The 22,743-nt window shown below is 44.6% G+C and carries 14 protein-coding genes; 8 read left to right on the top strand and 6 right to left on the bottom strand.

From position 1 onward, the window contains the following. Positions 1 to 24 precede the first annotated feature (24 nt). Positions 25 to 879 carry a DUF3347 domain-containing protein gene (locus tag X939_RS0114975; protein ID WP_229236069.1) on the bottom strand — a complete coding sequence of 285 codons (855 nt, stop codon included), beginning with the start codon at positions 877 to 879 and terminating at the stop codon, positions 25 to 27. Between the two features lie 518 nt (positions 880 to 1,397). On the opposite strand from X939_RS0114975, the gene X939_RS0114970 reads away from it, so the two are divergent. After that, on the top strand, positions 1,398 to 2,960 hold the full coding sequence (locus X939_RS0114970) for a sulfatase family protein (RefSeq protein WP_025764104.1): 1,563 nt from the start codon (positions 1,398 to 1,400) through the stop codon (positions 2,958 to 2,960). 78 nt (positions 2,961 to 3,038) lie between these two features. Here X939_RS0114970 and X939_RS0114965 read toward each other — a convergent pair whose 3' ends face one another. The 3 genes from X939_RS0114965 to X939_RS0114955 form a co-directional block, all read right to left on the bottom strand. Beyond that, positions 3,039 to 3,815 (bottom strand): hypothetical protein, encoded by a 777-nt coding sequence (locus X939_RS0114965; protein ID WP_025764103.1) that lies wholly within the window; start codon positions 3,813 to 3,815, stop codon positions 3,039 to 3,041. A gap of 181 nt (positions 3,816 to 3,996) precedes the next feature. Continuing rightward, entirely contained in the window at positions 3,997 to 4,818 is an 822-nt protein-coding gene (locus tag X939_RS0114960) for an enoyl-ACP reductase FabI (RefSeq protein ID WP_025764102.1), read from the bottom strand. 114 nt (positions 4,819 to 4,932) lie between these two features. Continuing rightward, complete coding sequence (locus tag X939_RS0114955; RefSeq protein ID WP_025764101.1) at positions 4,933 to 5,952, bottom strand: alpha/beta hydrolase; 1,020 nt, start codon at positions 5,950 to 5,952, stop codon at positions 4,933 to 4,935. A 161-nt stretch (positions 5,953 to 6,113) separates the two neighbouring features. Between X939_RS0114955 and X939_RS0114950 the strand changes: the two genes are divergently transcribed. The 4 genes from X939_RS0114950 (at position 6,114) to X939_RS0114935 (ending at position 10,260) form a co-directional block, all read left to right on the top strand. After that, on the top strand, positions 6,114 to 6,800 hold the full coding sequence (locus X939_RS0114950) for a response regulator transcription factor (protein WP_025764100.1): 687 nt from the start codon (positions 6,114 to 6,116) through the stop codon (positions 6,798 to 6,800). Between the two features lie 129 nt (positions 6,801 to 6,929). Further along, positions 6,930 to 7,916, top strand: coding sequence for a porphobilinogen synthase (hemB, locus tag X939_RS0114945; RefSeq protein ID WP_198034423.1), 987 nt, complete (start codon positions 6,930 to 6,932; stop codon positions 7,914 to 7,916). A 140-nt stretch (positions 7,917 to 8,056) separates the two neighbouring features. Then, the gene (locus X939_RS0114940) at positions 8,057 to 9,595 is read left to right on the top strand and encodes a M28 family peptidase (protein ID WP_025764098.1); all 1,539 of its coding nucleotides are present in this window, start codon (positions 8,057 to 8,059) and stop codon (positions 9,593 to 9,595) included. Between the two features lie 284 nt (positions 9,596 to 9,879). After that, a complete protein-coding gene (locus tag X939_RS0114935; RefSeq protein WP_025764097.1) occupies positions 9,880 to 10,260 on the top strand; it encodes a hypothetical protein in 381 nt (126 codons plus the stop codon). A gap of 181 nt (positions 10,261 to 10,441) precedes the next feature. Here X939_RS0114935 and X939_RS0114930 read toward each other — a convergent pair whose 3' ends face one another. Next, positions 10,442 to 12,625, bottom strand: coding sequence for a S9 family peptidase (locus X939_RS0114930; protein WP_025764096.1), 2,184 nt, complete (start codon positions 12,623 to 12,625; stop codon positions 10,442 to 10,444). A 1,383-nt stretch (positions 12,626 to 14,008) separates the two neighbouring features. Here X939_RS0114930 and X939_RS23130 point away from each other — a divergent pair. The 3 genes from X939_RS23130 (at position 14,009) to X939_RS0114915 (ending at position 21,093) form a co-directional block, all read left to right on the top strand. Next, the gene (locus X939_RS23130; RefSeq protein ID WP_025764095.1) at positions 14,009 to 15,592 is read left to right on the top strand and encodes a phage tail-like protein; all 1,584 of its coding nucleotides are present in this window, start codon (positions 14,009 to 14,011) and stop codon (positions 15,590 to 15,592) included. Between the two features lie 34 nt (positions 15,593 to 15,626). Beyond that, complete coding sequence (locus X939_RS23125) at positions 15,627 to 17,237, top strand: T9SS type A sorting domain-containing protein (RefSeq protein WP_025764094.1); 1,611 nt, start codon at positions 15,627 to 15,629, stop codon at positions 17,235 to 17,237. 436 nt (positions 17,238 to 17,673) lie between these two features. Beyond that, a complete protein-coding gene (locus tag X939_RS0114915) occupies positions 17,674 to 21,093 on the top strand; it encodes a zinc-dependent metalloprotease (RefSeq protein WP_025764093.1) in 3,420 nt (1,139 codons plus the stop codon). Between the two features lie 90 nt (positions 21,094 to 21,183). On the opposite strand, the gene X939_RS0114910 is transcribed toward X939_RS0114915, so the two are convergent. Then, positions 21,184 to 22,632, bottom strand: a complete 1,449-nt coding sequence (locus tag X939_RS0114910) for an energy transducer TonB (RefSeq protein ID WP_084299491.1) — start codon at positions 22,630 to 22,632, stop codon at positions 21,184 to 21,186. Positions 22,633 to 22,743: the final 111 nt, after the last annotated feature.

The raw sequence follows: 22,743 nt of genomic DNA, 5'->3' as shown, positions 1-22,743 counted from the left end.
CATCTCCGACTTACATAAGCCCTGCTATTGAATAGTTTCGGTGGTCTTACCACAGCTTAGCATTTGAGCCCCGTAGTAGGGATTTTTAATCGTAGCGAATGGGCTGAGCCAGTTGGCACCCTTGCCTCCTTTGGCCATGGGGCAATGCTGGTAATAAATTGCCTCCTTAGGTTTGCCCACTTTTAGAACCTTGTACATATTCTCTGACAATGCAGAAAAATAGTTACGCTGTTTTTCGATATCCTTCGTTTCAGAAATACGTAGCGCCTCCATATTAATATCATTCATTACTTCCATCCAAATCATATGCTGCTCATGGGGTAGCTGTCCCATTTTCACAGCTTTAATTTCACCTAAAAGGTTTTTAGCTTGTTCGGCAGCGGTCTGTCCATCCGTTTCAACGAGAGCATCCTTCACTGCATAATAGGCCATGAGCAGGTCTTTCAATGGCTCTTCTTGAGACCCCGCCATACTCGGTTCATTATCCATAGTAAGATGATGGTGATCGGCCCCGGCACTACTATTAACCTTTGTCTTCACCATACGCTCGTACTGGCAGCAATCGGCAAGCTGAGCATAAGCCTGATCGGGCGCAAGAAAGCGCTCATTATCATACCCTGCCAGAGCAATCTTCTTCAGGATCGCATCTAGGTTAGTCTGCTTATTATCGTAAGTAATTAGGGCTATTTTCGAGTCCTTGTCCCAACTAACCCGGGATATGTTTTTTTCATATCCAGCTTTCTCAATTCCCTGCTGACAGAGGGCGCAATCACCTAAAATCTTTGCCTTACCCTCTGATACATTTTTTATCTCGGCATATAGCGCAGGAGATAATAGCAACAATAGCCATACCATCCATATTCTTTGAATATTCATCATTTTGTTAATTTAAATGGTTGATTATTATCTAGTTAATAAAAAAATAACGCCTAAAAGAGTACCTTAACCTAAAGGTAAAACACTTTTAGAGTTGTCAGGAATATCAATAACAAAAACCCTTAAAACACCATGCCCCCCTGACTTTCAATTATGTCGCACCTCAACTTATATCAGTTTTGGAACTCCGGCTGAGCGAATACGAATCCATGAAATATCATCAGGATGGCGGCTTTATCATTGATTCAGTGAAAGACAACCCTACAAAGATCGGCTTATCTCGTCCCTTTCTACTATATAATTACTGCAATCACTTACATGATTTTGTTATTCTTACTTCTCAAAAAGGGAAATAATTATGCGACATTTTCCGGTCAGACCTCGAGCGGGTTATGGTAACATCCATCCCTACCGGCCAGGCCCTTGGTCCCAGCAAAGTTGCTGATAATAATTTATCGATCAGGACGGTAAATTATAGTTGCAAATGCCTTCTGGCTATTTCTTAACAAAAAAATGCGTGCATGAAAAAATTAGTGAGTTGTTTTTGTCTGGCAGTGCTAGGACTGCTGGGCTGCAATCAAAGCAAGTCCTCGACAACAGAAGAGGGAAAAAAACCAAATGTCGTGGTCATTTATTTGGACGACCTAGGTTATGGTGATGTAAGTGCTTATGGTCAAAAGACCCTTCCTACCCCCAACATTGATATGCTTGCCGATGGAGGAGTAAGGTTTACCAATGGCTATGCATCCTCAGCAACCTGCACTCCTAGTCGTTATGCCTTCCTAACGGGTATTTATCCCTGGAGAAATGAAAATGCGAGGATCCTCCCTGGCGATGCCCCCTTGCTTATAGACACCAGTTTGGTAACCTTGCCCAAAATGCTGCGGAAGGCTGGCTATGCTACGGCCGTAGTAGGCAAGTGGCACCTTGGTATTGGGGACGGGCAAGTCGACTGGAACCAAGAGTTACACAAAAACCCTAATGATGTAGGCTTCGACTATTCCTATATCATGGCGGCTACTACTGACCGGGTACCTACTGTATATATCGAAAATCGCAAAGTAGTAGGCCTGAGTGCCGACGACCCGATTTATGTGAATTACAAAGAGAATTTTGAAGGTGAGCCTACTGCTATCAGCAATCCTGAACTGATGACCAAGCAAAAGTGGCACCACGGACATAATAACTCCGTTCATAATGGAATTCCCCGCATAGGGTTTCAAAAGGGCGGCAAATCTGCCTTATGGCACGACGAAGACATGGCCGACCTATTCCTGGAGAAAGCCAAGGCATATATTAGTGAAAATAACCCCACTAAAACAGGCAAGCCGTTTTTTATGTACTATGCCCTGCAACAACCGCATGTACCCCGCGTGCCGCATGAGCGTTTTGTAGGAAAGTCGGGTATGGGTCCCCGTGGAGACGCTATTATTGAAGCGGACTGGTGCGTTGGCGAGATCATGAAACAGTTGAAGGCAGAGGGTCTGGACGAAAATACCTTAATTATTTTCTCAAGCGACAACGGTCCGGTGCTCAACGATGGCTACTACGACGATGCCGTTGAAAAACTTGGGTCTCACAAACCTGCCGGAGCGCTCAGGGGCGGAAAATACAGCCTGTTCGAGGCGGGTACCAAAGTTCCCTTTATCACCTATTGGAAAGGTAAAATAAAGCCTCAGGTTTCCGATGCGCTCATAAGTCAGATAGACATAATGGCGTCATTGGCCAAAATGGTGGGCCAGGAAAATCCATCACGCGATTCCGAAGACTTCTTGGATGTACTCTTAGGAAAATCTAAAAAGGGCCGGGACGAACTGGTACTGGAGGCTACTGGTAGACTCGCCTATAGAAAAGGTAATTTTGCCCTAATTCCACCTTACAAGGGTGCTCCATTACTGAAATCAGTAAATATAGAAATCGGTGTCGATCCTGCTTATCAGTTGTATGACCTATCTAAAGACCCTGGTCAACGCAAAAATCTGGCGGGAGAAATGAAGGAAAAGACAGAGGAATTAAAGGCAGGTATGAAGTCCATCGTAGGAGATGCCTACAATTTCGGAACTTCTGAAGTGCAATTGAAATAATACGAAGCGAAAGGCTAGTGTTCCGAAATGTATAGGCCCCATCTATTCCAGAAGGTTTGAGATGGGGCTTATTGATTTCTACAGCTCCTCTACCTGTGACGCTCCTAGTTCTTGAAACAGATTTTGCCAGTATAATGCTACCTGCGGATTATGTTCACGTGAGGAGGCGGTAGGCTCAAAAGGCGAAATGATGGTAATCTCCGGAGATCCGATCATAAACTTCTGCCAGGTTTTGGCATCGGTTTTCGCCCAGGCTTCTGCCTCTTGGTCGGAGGTCGGTGGAGTCTTGTGAAAATCGCGTCGCCCCGCTGCTTGTACACTTTCAATCATATCACTAAAGAAATACACCTTCATCTCTGCACCTACTTCGTTGGCCTTGGCTATCAATGGGACAGTGGCAAGGATGTCAGTCGACTGATTGGATGCTCCCGAATTCTCCTGGTTAAGCTTTAGTAGCAATTGGCGCAAATAAAGACCTTTTTCCTTCTGAAGTGCGAGTTGAAAGCTCGTTTCTATGGCTTCCCGATCGGTGGGACTTACGCCTTCTGTATCCTCTTTTTCGCTACGGACTTCCAGGGACAACGCCTTGGCTTTGGCCGTATTTTCATGAATAAAATATACCTCGAGCCGGTCCCCCCTTTTCCTCATATTCTGTTCTAAAAGTTCTGTAAGCGCAAGTCTGTACTTATTAGCAACATATTCCTTATTGACATTAACACTCTGCGTTTTATCCAGAAATACAAGGGTGTATCGAGGCAACTCCGTCTCTGTTGGGTTGCCATTCTTTTCACTACCACAGCCCGAAGCCCAGAAAACACATAGTAACAGGAGGGGAATATTTAAAAACCGATTCATAGTCAAAACGAAAAAGTAGGGTTAATAGAAAGGTCGTCTTTGGGAAAAGAGATAACTTAAAATAATGGATATAAGCCATTGTTTTCGCAGGTGGAACGTGGAAGCATGGCGAATATTTTTGCTACACATAAAAAATCCCCTAAATCCGAAGATCCAGGGGACGTGAATGTCTCTTGAGAAACTATTGGTTCTGCTGTTGGATCATTTGAACAAGCTCTTCAGAAATACCAGTTGCCGAGTACCCTCCATCGTGGTATAGGTTCTGCATGGTAACGAAACGTGTTAGATCCGAGAACATCGAGATAGCGTAGTTGGCACAATCTTTAGCCGTAGCATTGCCCAATGGGCTCATTTTGTCAGCAAATTCATAGAAAGCGTCGAATCCTTCTATTCCTGAGCCAGCTTTGGTAACGGTCGGTGACTGAGAAATGGTGTTTACACGTACATTTTTCGCTTTTCCATATCTATAGCCATAGCTACGCGCTATACTTTCCAGCATGGCTTTGGCTTCTGCCATATCGCCATAGAATGAGTAGGTACGCTGTGCGGCGATATAAGAAAGTGCCACCACAGAAGCCCATTCGCTGAGTGCGTCCTGCTTTTCGGCTACTTGTAGAAATTTGTGCAGGGAAATAGCCGAGATGTCCAGCCCTTTCTGCATCCATTCATAATTCAAGTCTCCATATTCCTTACTCTTACGAACATTTAATGACATGCCAATAGAGTGCAAAACAAAATCTATTTTACCACCTAGAATTTCAGTTGATTTCGAGAACAGGTTTTCTATATCTTCTACAGAAGTAGCATCGGCAGGAATGATTTGTGCATCGCATTGCTCAGCGAGATTATTGATTGCACCCATGCGCATGGCAATTGGAGCGTTAGTAAGTGTAAAAATGGCTCCCTCTTCCTTCGCCTTCAGGGCCACTTGCCATGCAATGGAATTCTCGTCCAAAGCACCCGATATGATTCCTCTTTTTCCTTTAAGTAAACCGTAAGCCATGGTTCTTGTATATTATAAATTAAAAGTTCTGTCTTTTTTCAGCCGGCAAAGTAACACAATTTTAAGAGCTTAATCTATATAAAAAAATTTGCGTGTACCGGACCAGCTATTTTTTCAAGGCTGAGCAGTTGGTTTTTCTACTGGTTTAAGGCCCAATATTTCTTGGAAAAAGCGGTCTGTCTCCTCAAAAACACCCTTTACATCCTTAGAACGGATATAAGAGGCTATTACGTGGTCGGCACTGTTGGGGAAGGCAACCTCTCGCTTTTTCGCCTGTGGCGTTCCCAGTAGTGGAAACATCTCTTGCATTGCGGCAACAGAAACGACCGGATCCTGCTCTTTTTCATTTTTATAGTAATACCCTAAGAAAACGGGTACCTGGATTCTTTTATATACTTCTGGCCGTGCCACCAGGTCAATGGTTTGCTGCAAGGCCAGGAGCCCATTGGTATGATAGCCCTGTAGCCAGTATTGAGCTCTTAACGGATCGGTATCACTTCCTGGGGTACGCTCCCCTATGATGCCCTGGAGAATCTGCTTGCCCCAGGGGCCGGTGGTCAGCTGAAGGGCCGGATTAGCTACTGCCATACAGGGGGAGTAGAGCACGACCCCTTTTAGTTCGGGGTGCTCCGAGGCTAGCAAAACGGTCAATAATCCTCCTGCCGAAGTCCCGATCACAATTACACTATCCCCCAATTGTTTACCGATAGCCAAGGCTCTGTTAGCCCCTGCTACGAAATTGCCAGGGGTAAGGTCATCGAAAGCATTGCTATCGGCTATGCCGGCATCGTGCAGGCGAGCCAGATAGAGATTGGCACCGTAACGAGCGGCCAGGTTTCGATGTACCGGCTCTCCTTCGGCCCAACTCGCCCCAAAGCCATGGATATACACCACACTATAGGCAGTCTTTACTTTTTTGCTGGAATCGGCCCAGATAATCCTGGCCTCGTTGTCGGGCTTCAACCCTTCAATTTTAGCCTCAGACTGCGCGATATCTGCTTCTAACTGCTCCGGCTCACTGGTTACCGAGGGCAAGGCCATAGATATTTCTGGAGTCGTTGGCCTGGGACCTGCAAAATATACCAACACCATCAGGGCCAGCAGACCCAGGACCCACAAAATAAATTTTAACATATTTTAAGCGTGTAAAAGGTTTCTATACTATTAAAGTTCGCTAGTTTTAAGCGTTTCCTGGCTAAAAATCCAATCTATTTATCGTTTTAACAAAAAAAGAAAGGCTTATCTTGGGAATCCTTTTTTGATAATATCCGCAATTTACATCTTTCAAAAATACTATGGCGCAAATCTTACTCGTGGAAGACGACGCAAACTTGGGAATATTACTTCAGGAATACCTGACTGATAAGGGTTACCCCACCCACCTGGCCACCGATGGCAATGAAGGATGGCAAGCCTTTGTGGATCAGGAATATGACCTCTGTATTTTCGATGTAATGATGCCTAAAAAAGATGGCTTCTCCCTGGCCAAAGAGGTGCGTATGAGCGGAAGGGATACGCCCATAATTTTCCTTACGGCCCGCGCCATGAAAGAAGATACCTTGCAGGGCTTCAGGGTAGGAGCCGATGATTATATCACCAAACCATTTGACCGTCAAGAACTCCTGCTGAGGATAGAGGCCATACTCCGGCGTTATAAGAAGGAGAGTTCTCCCTTGCCGGAGACACAAATATATCCGATCGGATCCCTCAGTTTCGACTACGCTCACCAGCAATTAAAAAGCCCCGAAAAAACAACCAAACTGACATCCAAAGAATCAGAACTTCTGCTGCTTTTTTGTCAGAATATAAACCAGCCAATCAGCAGAAGCTTTACTCTCAAAACAATCTGGGGCGACGACTCCTACTTCAACGCTCGTAGCATGGATGTTTACATCACCAAACTTCGAAAATATCTCCGCGAAGACCCCTCTATTCAGATTATGAATTTACATGGGGAAGGTTTTAAATTGATGGTAGGATAAAATTTGCAGGGGCAAACTAAGGTAAAAGCAGGTAAATTCATAGAACTTGAATACCTTGCCATTTGTTGTTAAAAAAATATTATTAAACAGCTCAGGCACAATTTCAGCCTCAGCTTTAGCCTATATAAAATGAGCGATTTGAACCGGCGTCGTCCCCGCCGAAACAGAAAGTCAGGTGCTATACGCGACTTGGTACAGGAAACCAACCTTCAGGTTTCTGATTTCATTTTTCCCATGTTTGTTCAAGAAGGAAGCCAGCAAAGGGTGGAGGTAAAATCAATGCCAGGCATATACCGCTTTTCTTTGGATACCCTGCTGGAAGAATTAAAAGAGGTAACCGATCTAGGAATCCGCGCCATTGATCTTTTTCCTAATTATCCCGAAAGCAAGAAAGATCGGCATGCTTCGGAGAGTTACAAGGAGGATACCTTCTACCTGAAGGCCATCACAGCCATCAAAGAGCAGTTTCCGGACCTTACCATTATGACTGATATTGCTATGGACCCCTATAGTTCCGATGGCCATGACGGTTTGGTAGAAAATGGAGTAATCCTGAATGACGCCACCCTGGAAATATTGGGAAAAATGGCCTTGGCTCAGGCTAAAGCAGGAGCTGACATACTAGGGCCTAGTGACATGATGGATGGACGGGTAGGATATATAAGAGACTTACTCGATGAAGCTGGCCAGACCGATGTGAGCATCATGTCCTATTCTGCGAAATATGCTAGCGCATTTTATGGCCCTTTCCGGGACGCCCTGGAATCGGCGCCGAAGTTTGGGGATAAAAAGACCTACCAAATGAATCCTGCCAATATTCAAGAGGCACTTTTGGAGGCTCAGCTCGATTTCGAAGAAGGAGCCGACATGCTGATGGTAAAACCTGCCTTGGCATATCTGGATATTATCAAACTGCTCGACCAGAATTTCAATATCCCTATCGCTGCCTATAACGTTTCCGGCGAATATGCTATGGTCATGGCTGCCGCTCAAAATGGCTGGCTCGACCGGGATCGCACCATGATGGAAGTTTTAATGAGTATCCGGAGAGCTGGAGCAAAATGTATCCTTACCTATTTTGCCAAAGACGCGGCAAAGATTTTGAATGAGAAATAACCCTGGTAATCTCATTACCCTTTAAATGGTTTGATAATCTTGGCAACTGGGGATAATTCATGCAGGTAACACGGTATGTACGAGCGATCCTGAAGCGAAAATGCCCCCCCTTTTAATTACTTTGATTGACACTGGAATTTATGAAAATATACCCTCTCCTGATGACGGCCATGTCGGCCCTGCTCATAGCCCAACCTGGTTTTACCCAAAAACGAAAAAAAACAGAACTTGCTGAAAAATCAATATCTGCCTTAGAAACTGCCTCCCATATGCGCTTCTTGGCCGCCGACGAACTACAAGGACGCCGGACCGGTGATATGGGCAATAAAGTGGCCGCGCGCTATATTGCAGAGCAGTATCGGCGATTAGGCATTTCCCCAGTACCTACAGCGGATCCTACTTCTACCGATGCCTATTTTCAGCAGGTGTCTTTCGAGAAGTTAGGACGTAATGGAAGCGGCGAAATTACCGCACAAGCCGACCGCTTCATAAGCGGTAAAGATTGGATACTGATGAGCGGTGAAGCCGCTGACTTGGAAGCGGAACTGGTTTATGCCGGTTTTGGACTGCTGAATCCGGAAAAAAACTGGGACGACTACAAAGGATTGGACGTAAAAGGAAAAATAGTGCTCGTCCAAAGCGGTACTCCAGATGTTCAGACCCCCTCTGAGATCATTGCAACCTCGACCACAAAACGTCAGCTGGCCATGGAAAAAGGGGCCTTGGGCCTAATAGAACTCTTCGATGCCCCCATGCCATGGAATATTGTTCTCAATTATTTTAGCGGAGAGAAAATTGGACTGGCATCGTCGAACCAAACGGATCAAAAAGCGATACCTCATGCATGGATTAATGGAAAGGAGGCAAATATCGTACGTACGCTCAGGGGTGTTGAACGAGTAAATTTTAAAACCAGTGGGAGACAAAGGCAAATCGTAAACAGCCCGAATGTGGTCGGATATATACCGGGTGCTGATCCGGCACTAAAGGATCAATACGTACTACTATCTGCACATTATGACCATGTGGGGGTGGGTAAGCAGGGAGGCCAGGCCTATAGTGCGCAAGATAGTATATTCAATGGGGCACGGGACAATGCCTTTGGTTCGGTTGCCCTGCTGACAGCAGCCCGGGCCTTAGCCGAACAGCCCCCAAAACGATCGGTGTTACTGGTGGCGCTTACGGGTGAGGAAATTGGACTTTTAGGCAGTCAATATTATGTAGAAAACCCCCTTCTCCCCCTGGATAAATGCATTTTCAATTTAAATTCAGACGGCGCCGGCTATAGCGATACGACCATTGTTGCCGTTATGGGATTGGATCGGACAGGAGCCAAAAATGAAATCATGAAGGCCGCCAAAACTTTTGGACTGGGCGTTTTTGCCGACCCTTCACCAGAACAAGGGCTATTCGACCGTTCAGATAATGTGTCTTTTGCCAGGAAGGGGATTCCGGCACCGACATTTTCTCCAGGATTCACTTCTTTTAGTGGCGACATAATGAAGTATTACCACCAGGCCATTGATAACCCCGAAAGTATTAATTTCGATTATCTACACCGCTTTTCGCAGGCATTCTCTCTCGCCGCCAGGTTAGTCGCCGATCGGGAGGTAGCCCCTTCCTGGACTAAAGGTGATAAATATGAAAAAGCCGCCCAAGCGCTTTACAGCAAGCCTTAAGGTTAAGCACGGATCGAAGTCTTTTTTGAAAAAACCATTAACCCAGCTATTACCGAGCATGCAGGGCCCGAGAGCGCGTGTCGAAATGCCGTAGCTGTACTGGACACCTCGGTCATCGGCAAAGCAACAAAACCTTGCCTCCTAAAAACTATATGTCGATTCTAAAGGACAATTGGTCGAGAGAACTGGCTAAGTGATAGATTAGAAATCGTTCGGTTTAAACTTGGATCCGTTTATGAGTTCTAATCAACATAGACGAACCAATCATTTAAATTTTTTGAGCCATGAAAAAGACCATTTTCGCCATCGCCGCTATGACCTTCTTAAGTGTAGGAACCAGTTTTGCTCAGCGCACCTCCAAGGTAGTAATCCAGAAACATACCATCCAAGTCGCTCAACCAGCTGTACATTACCCTGACCTATACAGTGCCGAACGCCTGGACCGAATCGTCAATCTAAGCCGTAAGCAGGAAATACAGATACGGAGTATTGAAAAAAAATATGATAACCTTCAAAGTAAAGGCCGTAATGTCGGCGGTAAGTTTGAAAGATTAGAAAATCAAAAACAAAAGGAAATGATCGCCGTATTGAGTCCGAAACAATATGATCGATTACAGGCGTTTGAAAGAAATCAACGTAACAGCAGAGTAGCGTATCACCGATAAAAATGTTTTGAAGTAGAGATAGCTTTTCTAATGGGCAACCCTGGCTAACGCTATGACATTATGCTCAGCAAAATCCTGAAATCTTTCCGAACGAAAGGACTGGAGAATAACCGAAAGAACCCCCTGGCATTCAGTAGCCAGAGGGTTCTTTTTTATATTCACTACAGTTTGGCCACACCATTTAACGGCCTCCAGGAGGGCAATTTCTTTTGAGATATTCCGTACAGAGGGTACGCAAATGCTTGCTGGTACCCGCCCCTTCCGAAATGCTGTGAGAGCGATTGGGGTAAGCCATAAATTGAAAAACTTTATCATGTTTAATGAGCTCATTAAGCAACATTTCGGCATTTTGATAATGTACGTTATCATCGCCCGTACCATGAATATATAGCAAATTACCTACCAGATTACTGGCGTGGGTCACTGGAGAACCCTTTACAAAGTCCTCCCTGTTTTCCTGGGGTATCCCCATATAACGTTCCTGATAGATGTTATCATAAGTAAGCTGATTCCCAACAGCTGCCACCGAAATACCCGTCTTAAATATTTTAGGATATTGGAAAAGTAAGTTAAGTGTCGAAGATCCACCTCCGCTCCATCCATGAACGGCTACACGGCTGCTATCGATAAAAGGAAACTTTTCAAACATGGCCGTAGCAGTTCCAGCCATATCACGAATATTGATTCGCCCTATGTTACGGTAAATAGCCTTCCTCCATGCCCTTCCTTTAGGAGAGGGGGTTCCGCGATTGTCCATGGAAGCATAGATATAGCCATCGTCGGCCATGCTTCCCTCATAAAGGCGATTTCGCCCCGTTCCATACGTATCTTTTACAGTACTACTGGCGGGTTCGCCATATACCATATATACGATGGGATATTTCTTGTTGGGATCGAAATTACTGGGTTTAACCATCCAGGCATCTACCTCTACTCCTTCGGCGGTAGTCACCCTAAAAAACTCAATATTGGTCTTTGCGGCATTTACCTTATCCATATTGCTGGCAATAGAGCTGTTTGCATCCACTGCCTTATGGTTAGGCAATGAAATCCACTCCATCATCGGCAACGTTTTTGCGTTAGAAAAGTGATGAATAGCATACTTCCCTGCCGGGGAGATATCATAGCGATGGGTTCCACTCAACTCGGCCGGAGTGACACGCACTGGCTGGCCCTTTCCGTCCAGAGAGGTCTTATATAAATAACTCTGAGTTGCATTTTCGGGAGATGCCATAAAATAATAAATATTATTTTTTTCGTCGATGCGAACAGGCTCAATCATATCGAAATTACCTTTGGTGATAAGGGTCTCCTTTTTACCATCACGACTCACCCTATAGGTATGCCTCCAGCCGTCTTTTTCGCTTACCCACAGAAATTCCTTGCCACCGGCGATCCAATCCCAACCTACCGGATCGTTGTCCCAGCGACTTTTAATATCGATCCAGGCTTCATCTGTTTCACTATAAAAAGTTTTGGCCTTCCCGGTTTTCGTATTTACATACATCAGATCGCTTCGATTCTGTTTTCTGTTTAGCTGTTGAACCACCAGTTCGTCAGGCTTCCCCGACCATTCCATTCGAGGCAAATAAGTATTTTGGGGATCTCCCGGAATGTCCATCCAACTAGTATTGCCTCCCTCTGCAGAGACGACTCCGATGCGGTAAGGTGATGGGGTCTCTCCTACCTTCGGGTATTCCACCGGAATGTTAAATGAATAGATCGAATCCGTATTATTGATCATCAGAAAATTACGAATTTTCCGTGCATCGAGTTGCCAATAGGCGATCTCTTTGCTGTCGTCGCTCCATCGGAAACCATCGCGACAGTCAAACTCCTCTTCATATACCCAATCGAAAGTACCATTGATAATCCGATCGGTACCATCCTTGGTAAGTTGTGTAATCTTGCCCGTAGCGAGGTCTTCCGCATAGACATTATGCTTGCTTACATAGGCAACCTTTTTACCATCAGGCGAGAATTTGGCAAACATAAGCGAGGACTCAGGTAGCCCTTTGCCCAGTTGCTTTAGCGTTTTGCCCTGCAAATCGGCCACCCAGTAATCGCCCCGGGTGTCGTAGCGCCATACCCGCCGAGTGTTGGTATAAATCAGCGCCTTGTCGCCAGAGGCTGTCATGGTATAACTCCGGATAGGGAGCGACGCTCCGGTGACACCAGGGGTAAGTAACAATTTACCGACCAGAATCTTCTGCTCTCCAGAAGGCATGCTTACCTGAACAATTTCTCCATCCTGAACATCTCTGTATCCCGAGCCATCTGGAAGCCATTGAAAGTTGGCAGGAACCTGGGCCAGAACCTGGCAGGAGAAAAAGAGTAAAAGAATGAGTTTAGGTACTATTTTCATAAATAAAAGCTTAGTGAATAGTTGGACCACATATTAAAGTACAATGTTAATACATTGGTCGTCAATTTCCGAAATCGATTGACAATGAAAGGTATTAAATGAATTACACTATACGTCCATTATTTTCCCTTCTTTCCCGAGCATAAAGTTGCTCACTCAAAGCAAAATATAGGTTAAATGGATAATTAAAAGTAAACTAAAATTAAGGTAACCTTTCCCCCTGCTACCTTTAAATGTCCTATTTTAATTTGCGATAGAAATTCACTGTTTGACTTTTAACCATCTTCTTTCAAAGGGTGGTCATCACTCCCTATCTCATGTTTCACCAGGTGGACAGTAATTTCATATTAAAGACATTACCGCGATTTTGAAGGCCGACCACAAAGATCTTAAATCCGCCAATCTAACCATTCCGGACCCATAGGTCAGATGTCGGTTTTTTGCCATTCGTTAAAATTATATTTAACCGTCTAATTCGGGAGTAGAATCTATCGGATTGACAGCTGGGGCCGGAACAGAAATAGTATAGACGGCCTCCATACACTACTTCCAGCACAGTGGATGAAACTTCACAGTACACACCTGATGAGCACCTAAAGCACATTTATATATGAGACCACTCAGCATTTCGCAGGAAAAATTCAGTGCTAATAAAATGGCCCTTTAACGGATTCTGTCCGCTTTATTCTGATTAAAAATGTTCCTTATGCATTTGCTATAGCAGTAATTGGCCATAAATATTTTAAACAATAGCAGCCATAGAACGTAAATATCACTTTCATAGTAATTTTTCTATAGTTGGTCTAAATTCAAAAAAATAAATGTGCATTTTAAAATATGCTTTTCATCCAGCATCATACAAACTTAATCAATCCATTATGTGATGCCCTATCTCCCTTATAAAACTTTGATTATCATCTATTTACATATAAGTAGTTCTCACAGAAATCTTAAAGCTAATAATTTCAACTGATATACAAACCAATTCAAGTAATAGTAGAATAAAATCAGACGACATCACAGTAAATTCATTGTCAGTAAATTTTATATTCAACCCTAAAGTATTTAGTAGAATTTTTACAGTACTATGATTGATCTAAAAAAATATAAACTATAGTAATCAAATAAAAGGTTATTCTACTACAAAATATAGTTTATTGATCTAGCAAATAAATTCAAGTTTTTTGGGATAAAAATTCGATACTTTCAAACAAAGTCTACGTCAGTACCCTAGTCGTATAGGTATACTTTAAAGAAGGCCTAATAAATGATACCATAGGACACGAATTAATAAACATCGAAAAAATCGGAGCTAGGGAAGCACTATCATTACTGTATGTCACATCATTAAACTTAAACAAGGCCACACTAAATCAATTTAAAATGAAAAAATTTATTCCCTTATTTATTGGAGCGGCACTATTTGGCCCTTTAGCATTAGCACAGGACAAGATTAAAGACGGAACTGTAACCGGAACGTCCAGTGTACCTAAAAGTGGTGCTCTACTAGACCTAGAGAGCAATAATCGGGCATTACTCCTCACACGCATTTCGCTAGCAGCTACCACGACCTGGGGGCTCAATGGAGCCGCTCCTACTAGCGGAGGATATACAGTTTATAACATCAACCCCTCCATTACCGGAACCACGAACTATCCTATTATCCCAGGCGGTATTGGACTATATTATTGGGATGGAACGGGCTGGGTAGCCACCAAGTCCTCTTCGAGCTACGTAGAGCCTTGGAATGTACAAGGCGGAACTGCCTCGGCAACGCTGAACAACCAGAATATTTACCAAATGGGCACAGTGGCAATAGGCCGCAATAATGTTTACGGTGCAGCGACTTTGCACGTACAAGGCGCTATACGGGGAGGAAATAACCCTCTAGGCGTCGTAGGTGATAACTCTGCATCATTTGGAACTTCCAATATATCGTCAGGGTCTAATTCTATTTCCAGTGGTTTTGAAAATATAGCTAGCGGAAACAACAGTATAGCGATGGGTTATAGCACAGTAGCCTCAGGTGACAGATCCACGGCACTCGGCTTTAACAGTAGAGCGACTAATGCCAATTCCACCGCTCTAGGACTTAATTCTCTGGCCTCCGGCATAAGGGCTACCGCTATGGGCAATGAAACAGTAGCTAGTGGAGAATCTTCATTCGCTTTTGGTTATCTATCTCGGGCCACCGAAATGAGAAGCACAGCCTTTGGGTATGATACCCGTGCCAATGGCGTTTCTTCAACAGCATTTGGGGCTGAAACAATAGCCAATGGGCAAACCGCGACAGCTTTCGGATCAGAAACAATTGCTAATGGACTTTTCTCTACCGCGTTTGGCTATCAAACCCGGGCCAACGGGATCACTTCCACAGCATTTGGAAGTGGATCTGTAGCCGCTGGAATCAGATCGGTGGCAATAGGCAACGGTGCCAGTACCGGAGTAGACGCCAATGATGCCATTTCTATAGGGAATTCTACCAGCGTGACCCATGCTAACTCATTGGTGTTAGGGAATAATGTATCCAGCAATGCCGATTATCAGTTGACAGCCCGGTTTCAAGGAGGCTTCCGCTTTATGACCCAGGCTCAAAGCGTCAGCAATATCGGTGCAAAGCTCGATGCCGGGGCTAACGCTTGGTCCGTGATGTCAAGCAAAAGCCTAAAAGAAAATTTCCTACCGGTTGATGGTAAAGCTGTCCTTGCTAAAATTTCGGACCTGGAACTGACCACTTGGAATTATAAGGGCCAGGACAAAACCAAACTCCGCCATTATGGCCCTATGGCCGAAGACTTCTATGCCGCATTTGGCAAGGATGATATCGGTAATATCGGTGTCGACGACAGCATTAACCAAGCAGATTTCGACGGAATAAACATGATTGCCATTCAGGCATTGGTAAAGGAAAATCAGGAACTAAAAGCTAGAATCGAAAGATTGGAAAAGCTCCTTGAGAAAAAATAATGTCTATTCAGCATGTCAAAATCTATTCATCATCATGAAGCAAAGGAAATTACACATACTCCTTTCCTGTATTGCCTTGCTAGCAGGATCATCGGCTTTTGCCCAAATGCCCGGAAGTAGTAACACCGAAAACTCATCGCGATACATAGGAGGCACCCGAACATCTTTGGCCGAAACTCTCTATATAGGCCCCGATGCCAATATTACCGTAGATGGTGTCTGGAATGTATATAGTAAATACGTTTGGATCAGTCCACAGGCGATTATCAACGGAACGGGAAACATTGTCTTCCATAACCCCACTGACGTAGGAGGAAGCGCAGGGGCGACTAATATCGATGGAAACAATAATATTTTTATCGATGTGAACATCGTTCATGATAATAATCAAGGGATGGAAATTAAAAATGTCGCTCTAGATCCAAGCCTGGCCGCAGCTGGCTGGAGCAATGATCTGACCGCTAGTACCCTTAAAATCGGAAAGGACTTTAATCTTAATACCGACGGAGCAGATGTATGGCTGGACTCGACTTCGGGCGTAACCGGAGATTTTGTCTTCGATGAAAATGCCTCTATCAGCAATTACCGTCCCAACAGAATGGTGATTACCAACAATAGTATACAGAGCCATATGGTAAAAATGGACGCATCTGCAGGGTTTGTCTTCCCCATAGGAATTTCCGATGGGAACTATACCCCGGCTCAGCTGACGGGCAGCGGCAACTATCATGTCAGTGTTCAGGATTATACTGCTAGCACTTCCAACGAGGCATTACTGGCTGGAGGCCCACAACGCACCTGGCATGTCTATGCTGACGCCCCAGCCAGCACTACCGTGGCTTTGCAGCACTTGGTGGCCAATGATACCCCACCCTTCGATTCGGCAGATCCCCATTTTGTCACACAGTATGACGGCTCAGCCTGGTCTACCACCACTGAAGAAAGCGCACTGCCAGCTACACTTACAACCGGCGTAACTCCAGTGCCGGGCTCATCACTTCAGGATCTTGCGGCGGTCAGCATTCCCGCTTCGGCTAACAGCCCCGCTTCTTACCTTACCAAGGCCAATGTTAGCACCGCCTTGCCAGTAACCCTGGTAAGATTTACTGCTGCCCTTGAAAGTCAAAATGTGGTACAGCTATCCTGGACAACCTCTGAGGAAATTAATGCCGATCGTTTTGAAATTCAGAGGAGCCCCAACGCCAAAGATTGGTCTCCTATCGCCACGGTTGCGGCCACAGGCACTACAAATGTGTCTACAAGCTACACCTATACTGATACAAAACCAGGGGCAGGGAAGCAATATTACCGGCTTAAAATGATTGATAGGGACTTTACTTACACCTATAGTCGGCTTGCTTATGTAGGCTTAAGCGAAAATAGCCTTCAACTGGCCTTTTTCCCCAATCCGACCAGCGACCGTCTATCAATTATGGATTCTAAGGCAGAACCTATTGATCCCGCTCAGCTTAAGGGAATAATGATCTATAATGTTAAAGGAACCGTCGTTTTTCAATCCTCTAAAAGCCAGGAAATCCTTGAAAACGGAATTGACGTAAGGGCATTTCCTACAGGAACCTATATCATAAAAACCATATATGCCAATGGTACTTACAGCAACTTCAAGGTCCTAAAAGTAAATTAGTAAATCTGGAATATAATAGTAAATCTGCCCCCGGAGAGGCCTGCTCACACATGCCTCCCCGGGGGCATTTATCTGTTCAGGTGAATCCTTCTGCCTCCCTTAATTCTCAACAAATTTTACATTATAGAATTTCTTACAGTGTGAACAGAGCCGGATAAGGGCAGCACAGCTCTCCTTTCCATTAGTACTCCTATACAATGTGAGCTACAGCTCCTTACCTAGCCTTACGGATCTATATTAGGCAGGTAAAGCAGAAAGCACTGCCCTCTGTTCTACAAATAATTTGTACTTAAAATATACGTTTATACGTAACCATCTAGATGATTACCTGTAAATATCATATTAACTTGACCGATAGCTCAATTCTCTCAATTTTAATTAACTAATTTCGTAACTTATATCTGAAATGTAAATCCTACCTCAACGACCCTTTAAAATGAATGCTGCTAACACCATCCGGGTATGCGTCAGCTTAATCCTATTCCTTATTGTGGGATCTGAATGGGCATGCGCCCAACTTCCTCTTCCCCACTGTGGAACCGACGACGCTTTAACTGCAGCAACCTTAAGAACTTATACCGTCAAGAACGACTTAAGCTCGGCTCGGGTGGCCAGTCAGGAACTTCTTGAATATCGCCTGGCACTCGATATCAATTATCAGACCTATCTATTATATAGTGGAGATACCACGAAGATCAAACTTGTAGCTAACGAATTCATAGAGAAGGCTTCCCAGATATTCCAGAGAGATGTACGCATTAAATTAACGGTAAGTTCCATTCTAATTTGGAAGAAACCGGAGCCTTACATGCTGGCTTCGGACATGGATTTTTATACCAACGTGCTTACTTACTGGAACATGAACAGAAAAGAGGTACGAGATGCTGTAATAAGTCTATCAGTACGGAGTGGATGGTTTTATGGAGGAACCCGAATGGCAACTTCCAATTTTCCAGGCCCCGGTAGCCCAGACTTGTCAGTGGATATTCTGGCTCATGAGCTAGGCCATACCCTAGGTTCTCCCCATACACATAGTTGCAGCTGGCCAGGAGGCCCTATCGACTATTGCGAACTCGTGGAAGGGGACGATAATGCCTGCCAGAGCAATTTCAAAGAATATACCAATGGAACCATCATGTCGTATTGCCGTTCTATCATGCAGTTTCATCCCTTATGCCAAAATATTATGCGCGCCCAAGCTGAGGGTAAGATTTATCCTGATTTTAAGCTTAAACCGCTTATTGGAATACTTCAGACAGGTGACCTAACCATTATAAACAATCAGGAAAAAAGTTCTAACCGACCCATTATGCATTGGAAGCCAGCGGATGGAGCCCGGGAATATCAATTACAGATTGCTCGCAATTCTGAATTTACCTCGTTAGCCACCGACACCCTCCTGGGTCAGTCCATATATCAGTCTACAGGGCTGGGATCAGGCACTTATTATGCCCGGTATCGTATTATTAATGTAAGTGGTACAAGTCTCTGGTCAAAAAACTTCAGCTTCTCTGTCCTACCATTCTCGCCGAACACGGTGCCGCCAGTGCTGAACAATATAAATCTGACTAATAAAGGCCTTGTTACGGGGTGGTTTGCTCCCTATATAGAAGCTGATCGTTACCAGCTAATGATTCTCAACCTTAACAACCCTAAACAATATTTTACATATGACCGTCAGATAGAGGGGGATGGGAAGCAAACTTTTATTCTGCCACTAAGTATGCCACTCTACGGCTGGTATTCCATTAAGATACGGCTTGGAAATGATGCTAATTGGAGTCAATGGAGCGAGGGTACTACGCTAAATAATCCATGGAATGGGAGCTTCTGGGAGGGCAACATGCTCTCAGAAAATACCAGCACTCCCCTTATTGCTACCACTTTGTTCCAACCAGCACTCCAGAGAGGCCACCAACAGAGCATGGAAATTGCAACGGATAATAGCTTCAAAAATATCGTGTTTTCCGATTCCATAGACATTAATAAAGTGCATGACTATCATACCAATAAAGTATTGTTTAAACCTATTCTTTCGGAGCATACCCGTTATTATGCCAGAACCAGGATGCGCTATGCAGCTGGAACCTACACCGGGTGGGACAGTACAAGCTTCCTTACGGGCTGGAAAGATCAACGATTTCAATATCTTGGTTCGGTTGCTTCCAGCCCGCTACCCACAAGCTCCTATGGGCCCGATTTTTCTCCCTGCTATTTTTTCAAAACCCAAGACCAGCTTTACGTCTTTACCAATAATCGGGGATATTACTCCAGTACAGATGCCTTGAACTGGAAACCTACTACAGTCAGGAGTACCAAAGGGAAGTCTCCAGACTATCTTCGTCGATTCGTTGCAACGAATAAAGGAGAAACTTATACCATCGACCATAACTATACGGTTACCTGGAAAAATGGTGATCATTTTAAAACTTACCCTCCTCCAAAGGACCTATACAGCCACGGTCTTTCCTCAGCCGTAGTTATAGAAAATGAGCATCTGTTTTTCGGCACGTCTACCCGAGGGGTGGCTCATTTTCAGAATGGGGTATGGCAATTCTATGGAAAGCATATTCTGAAATCCGACCAGGTGTTGGTGCTTGCCCAAGGAGGCAATACCATTTGGGTCGTTATGGAAGAAGGAGGAGTATGGCAATATGATCAGGGAAAATGGCATCAAAAACCAATATTAAATCAATGGCGTGGTCTGAAAGGACTGACAATAGATCTTTCAGGCCATGCCTACGCCTATGGAGACTGGGGTGTTAGTAAGTTGAGAAGTGGAGGTGCAGCATGGGAGGAGGTACCCGGACTATCCTCCTATCCCATCCAAAAGCTCATATTGGATAGTTTGGGAAATATATGGATGGCCAGTTATCGCTTCGAAGGTAGTAAGGTTGTAGAGTATGCGCTGCTGAAAGCCAGCCCTAACCAGATTATTGCCTATCGGGATGGCCTAGCCTTTTTCAGGGAACCTTTCGATCTTACTTTCTTTCAAAATAAGCTACTTATCCTCACAGCGGGTGGGGACATACACCAGTTTGAAGAAGATAATATTCAGCGATATAGCCCACCATCCAGCTATTGTGGAGGGGAACAAGTATTAATTGAACACACCAGTAACTCTACATTGCCCAAGAATGCAAACCTGCATTTAGAGCTTATCAGAGAGCCAGAAAATATTCCTACTACTTTTGCAGGTCTTGAAACAGGCGCTATCACACTCCCTCCCGTCAGGACCAAAGCAGGGCAGAATACTTTCCTTCTCCCTAAAGACGTCGCAACCGGGTCATACCGCATCAGAACCGTGCTGGAGCATCCAGAAATCTGGAGTCCTAAAAGTACTTCTTTTACAATATCTAAGGAAGAAAAGCCAGTAGTGGCCCTGGGGCAGCGTAACCAACATTCTATACAGCTATTCGCCTCACCAGCAAGCTATGGGAATGCCTATCAGTGGATGCGGGATGGCCAGGAATTAGCAGGAGAAACGCATACGAAGCTTACCGCTTTTCAGGATGGCAATTATACATTGCGAAGCACCAATTCGGCTGGGTGTACGGGTGTATCCGAGCCGCAGGCTATTTCTATAGAATTTCCGGAAGAAATTACGCTCCTGCAAAACTTCCCTAACCCGGTACAGACCTCAACAAAAATCGGATTATATATTCCATCTCCGCAAAATATCAGACTAGAACTGATGAATAGGCAAGGAATGGTGATACATACCTTCATAGCGGGGCATATTGAAAAAGGATGGCACAACTTCCCTCTGGAAGCTACGAGCCTTCCAGCCGGAATTTTTCTATACCGCTTATCAGCAGAAAACTACGAGAAAAGCCTGAAACTAGTAAAGGAATAAATAGGCTCATCCGCTATCAAAGCCTCTATGGTCGGACGATTACGGACCTGATAGGCCTCCATGATCCGACTTACTCATTGAGACCTTTCGTTACTCTGCTTGAAAATTAACAGGAATAGACATAGGAGAGGCGATGGAACGTCCCTTATATAGAGCAGGGTCCCACTTCCCATCCATGAGACCTATGACACGTAAGGCCTCTTTGTCGGCCTCGGTGCCAATACCTTTCAACACCTTCAAATCTTTGATAGATCCATCCGGCTGGACTATAAAAGAAGTAACCACTCTGCCTTTGGGACGAGTACCAGGAAAGTAAAAACTATTCGCCATAAATTGATACATAGCCATCAGACCACCTTTAAATTGTGGTGGGCGGCTACCTTCCGTCTGGAGGTAGGTGGTATAATTCTGAAGATGGTCTGTTCCACTTTGCAGACTCCCTGCAATATATTCTTCCTCATATATCGTAGTACTATCAGCCAAACGCCCCGACCAGAGCCCTTCCTGCTTTCCATCCTTTACCATTCCTGAGTCGAATACCCAGGCCCCCTCACGAGGGAGGCCAGCCAAGATAGCCGAACCTTCCCCATTGACAACCAAGGGTCGACCGTCCTCTGCCCAGTTTGAAAGGATGGTAGGACCCTTACCACTCTCGGGCTCGAACTGAATAATACTACGAATTTGTCCGTTCGGATACCAATCAGTTTTTTGCCCTATGGACTCCCCAAGCTGCAATGACTGCCTGATACCCCCATGAGCATAATAATACCGTGCTACTTGAGGTATCGATTTATTCCCCTCATATAGCTCAAATGCTATAATTCGTCCCTCCGGCGTACGGATGACTTTTTCATAAACTGAGTTGGCGTTGCTTCCTTTAGTACTCGTAACGATAGCCTGCAACGAGTCGGCACCTTTAGGTCCCGCCAACTTTATCCATGTCTCAGTACCAGAAAAAGGTACCGTTACTATAGTTTTCCATTGGTCGCCTTTCTTTTTTTGGAAAAGCAACTCCCCTCTTGCATGACCTAGCGCATCTACCGGGATATAATTGCGATATTCTATCTCCGATGCTATTTGGGTCGCTACCTGTTTTTTATTAAAATATTCCAGCAGCACTTCTTCTTGGGCATCATATCCCGGGTTCGCTTCGGTACGTATCTGAGCGGGATAAACGAGTTTCTGCCGGACAGGACTTCCTCCTTTCATAGCGGGTTTCCAGGCCCTGAACAAGCTTAGGATTCGCATAACCTCCTTATCCACCTCAGGGGCAATAGACCGCAGCACCTGAAGATCAGACATGCTCCCGTCGGGCTCAATAATACCTTGAACAAATACCCTACCATTTAGTCCCTTCGCCGCTAAGGCTATTGGTAACTGGAGATTGGCCTGAAGGTATTCCTCAAGTTGCCCCATACCTGCTGGGGGAGCTGCCTGCTGTTCTACCTCATGAAGGTTATAAACCTGCTGCCCAAAACTCTGATGACCGAAAATTAAAACTAGAAATGTCCAAAAATACTTCATAGGTAGTATACTCATGTGTGCTTCAAATATATAAAAATAATCAAGATATCAGGGAGCTATTTGTATGACAAATTAATAAAAGTCAGAGTTGATTTAAAATGTTTTCTACAATTTATTAACCATCTG

This window comes from Dyadobacter tibetensis Y620-1, from assembly GCF_000566685.1.
Taxonomy (GTDB): Bacteria; Bacteroidota; Bacteroidia; order Cytophagales; family Spirosomataceae; genus Dyadobacter; species Dyadobacter tibetensis.
Note: the sequence above shows the minus strand (reverse complement) of the source record. Positions and strands in the feature narration are given on the sequence as shown.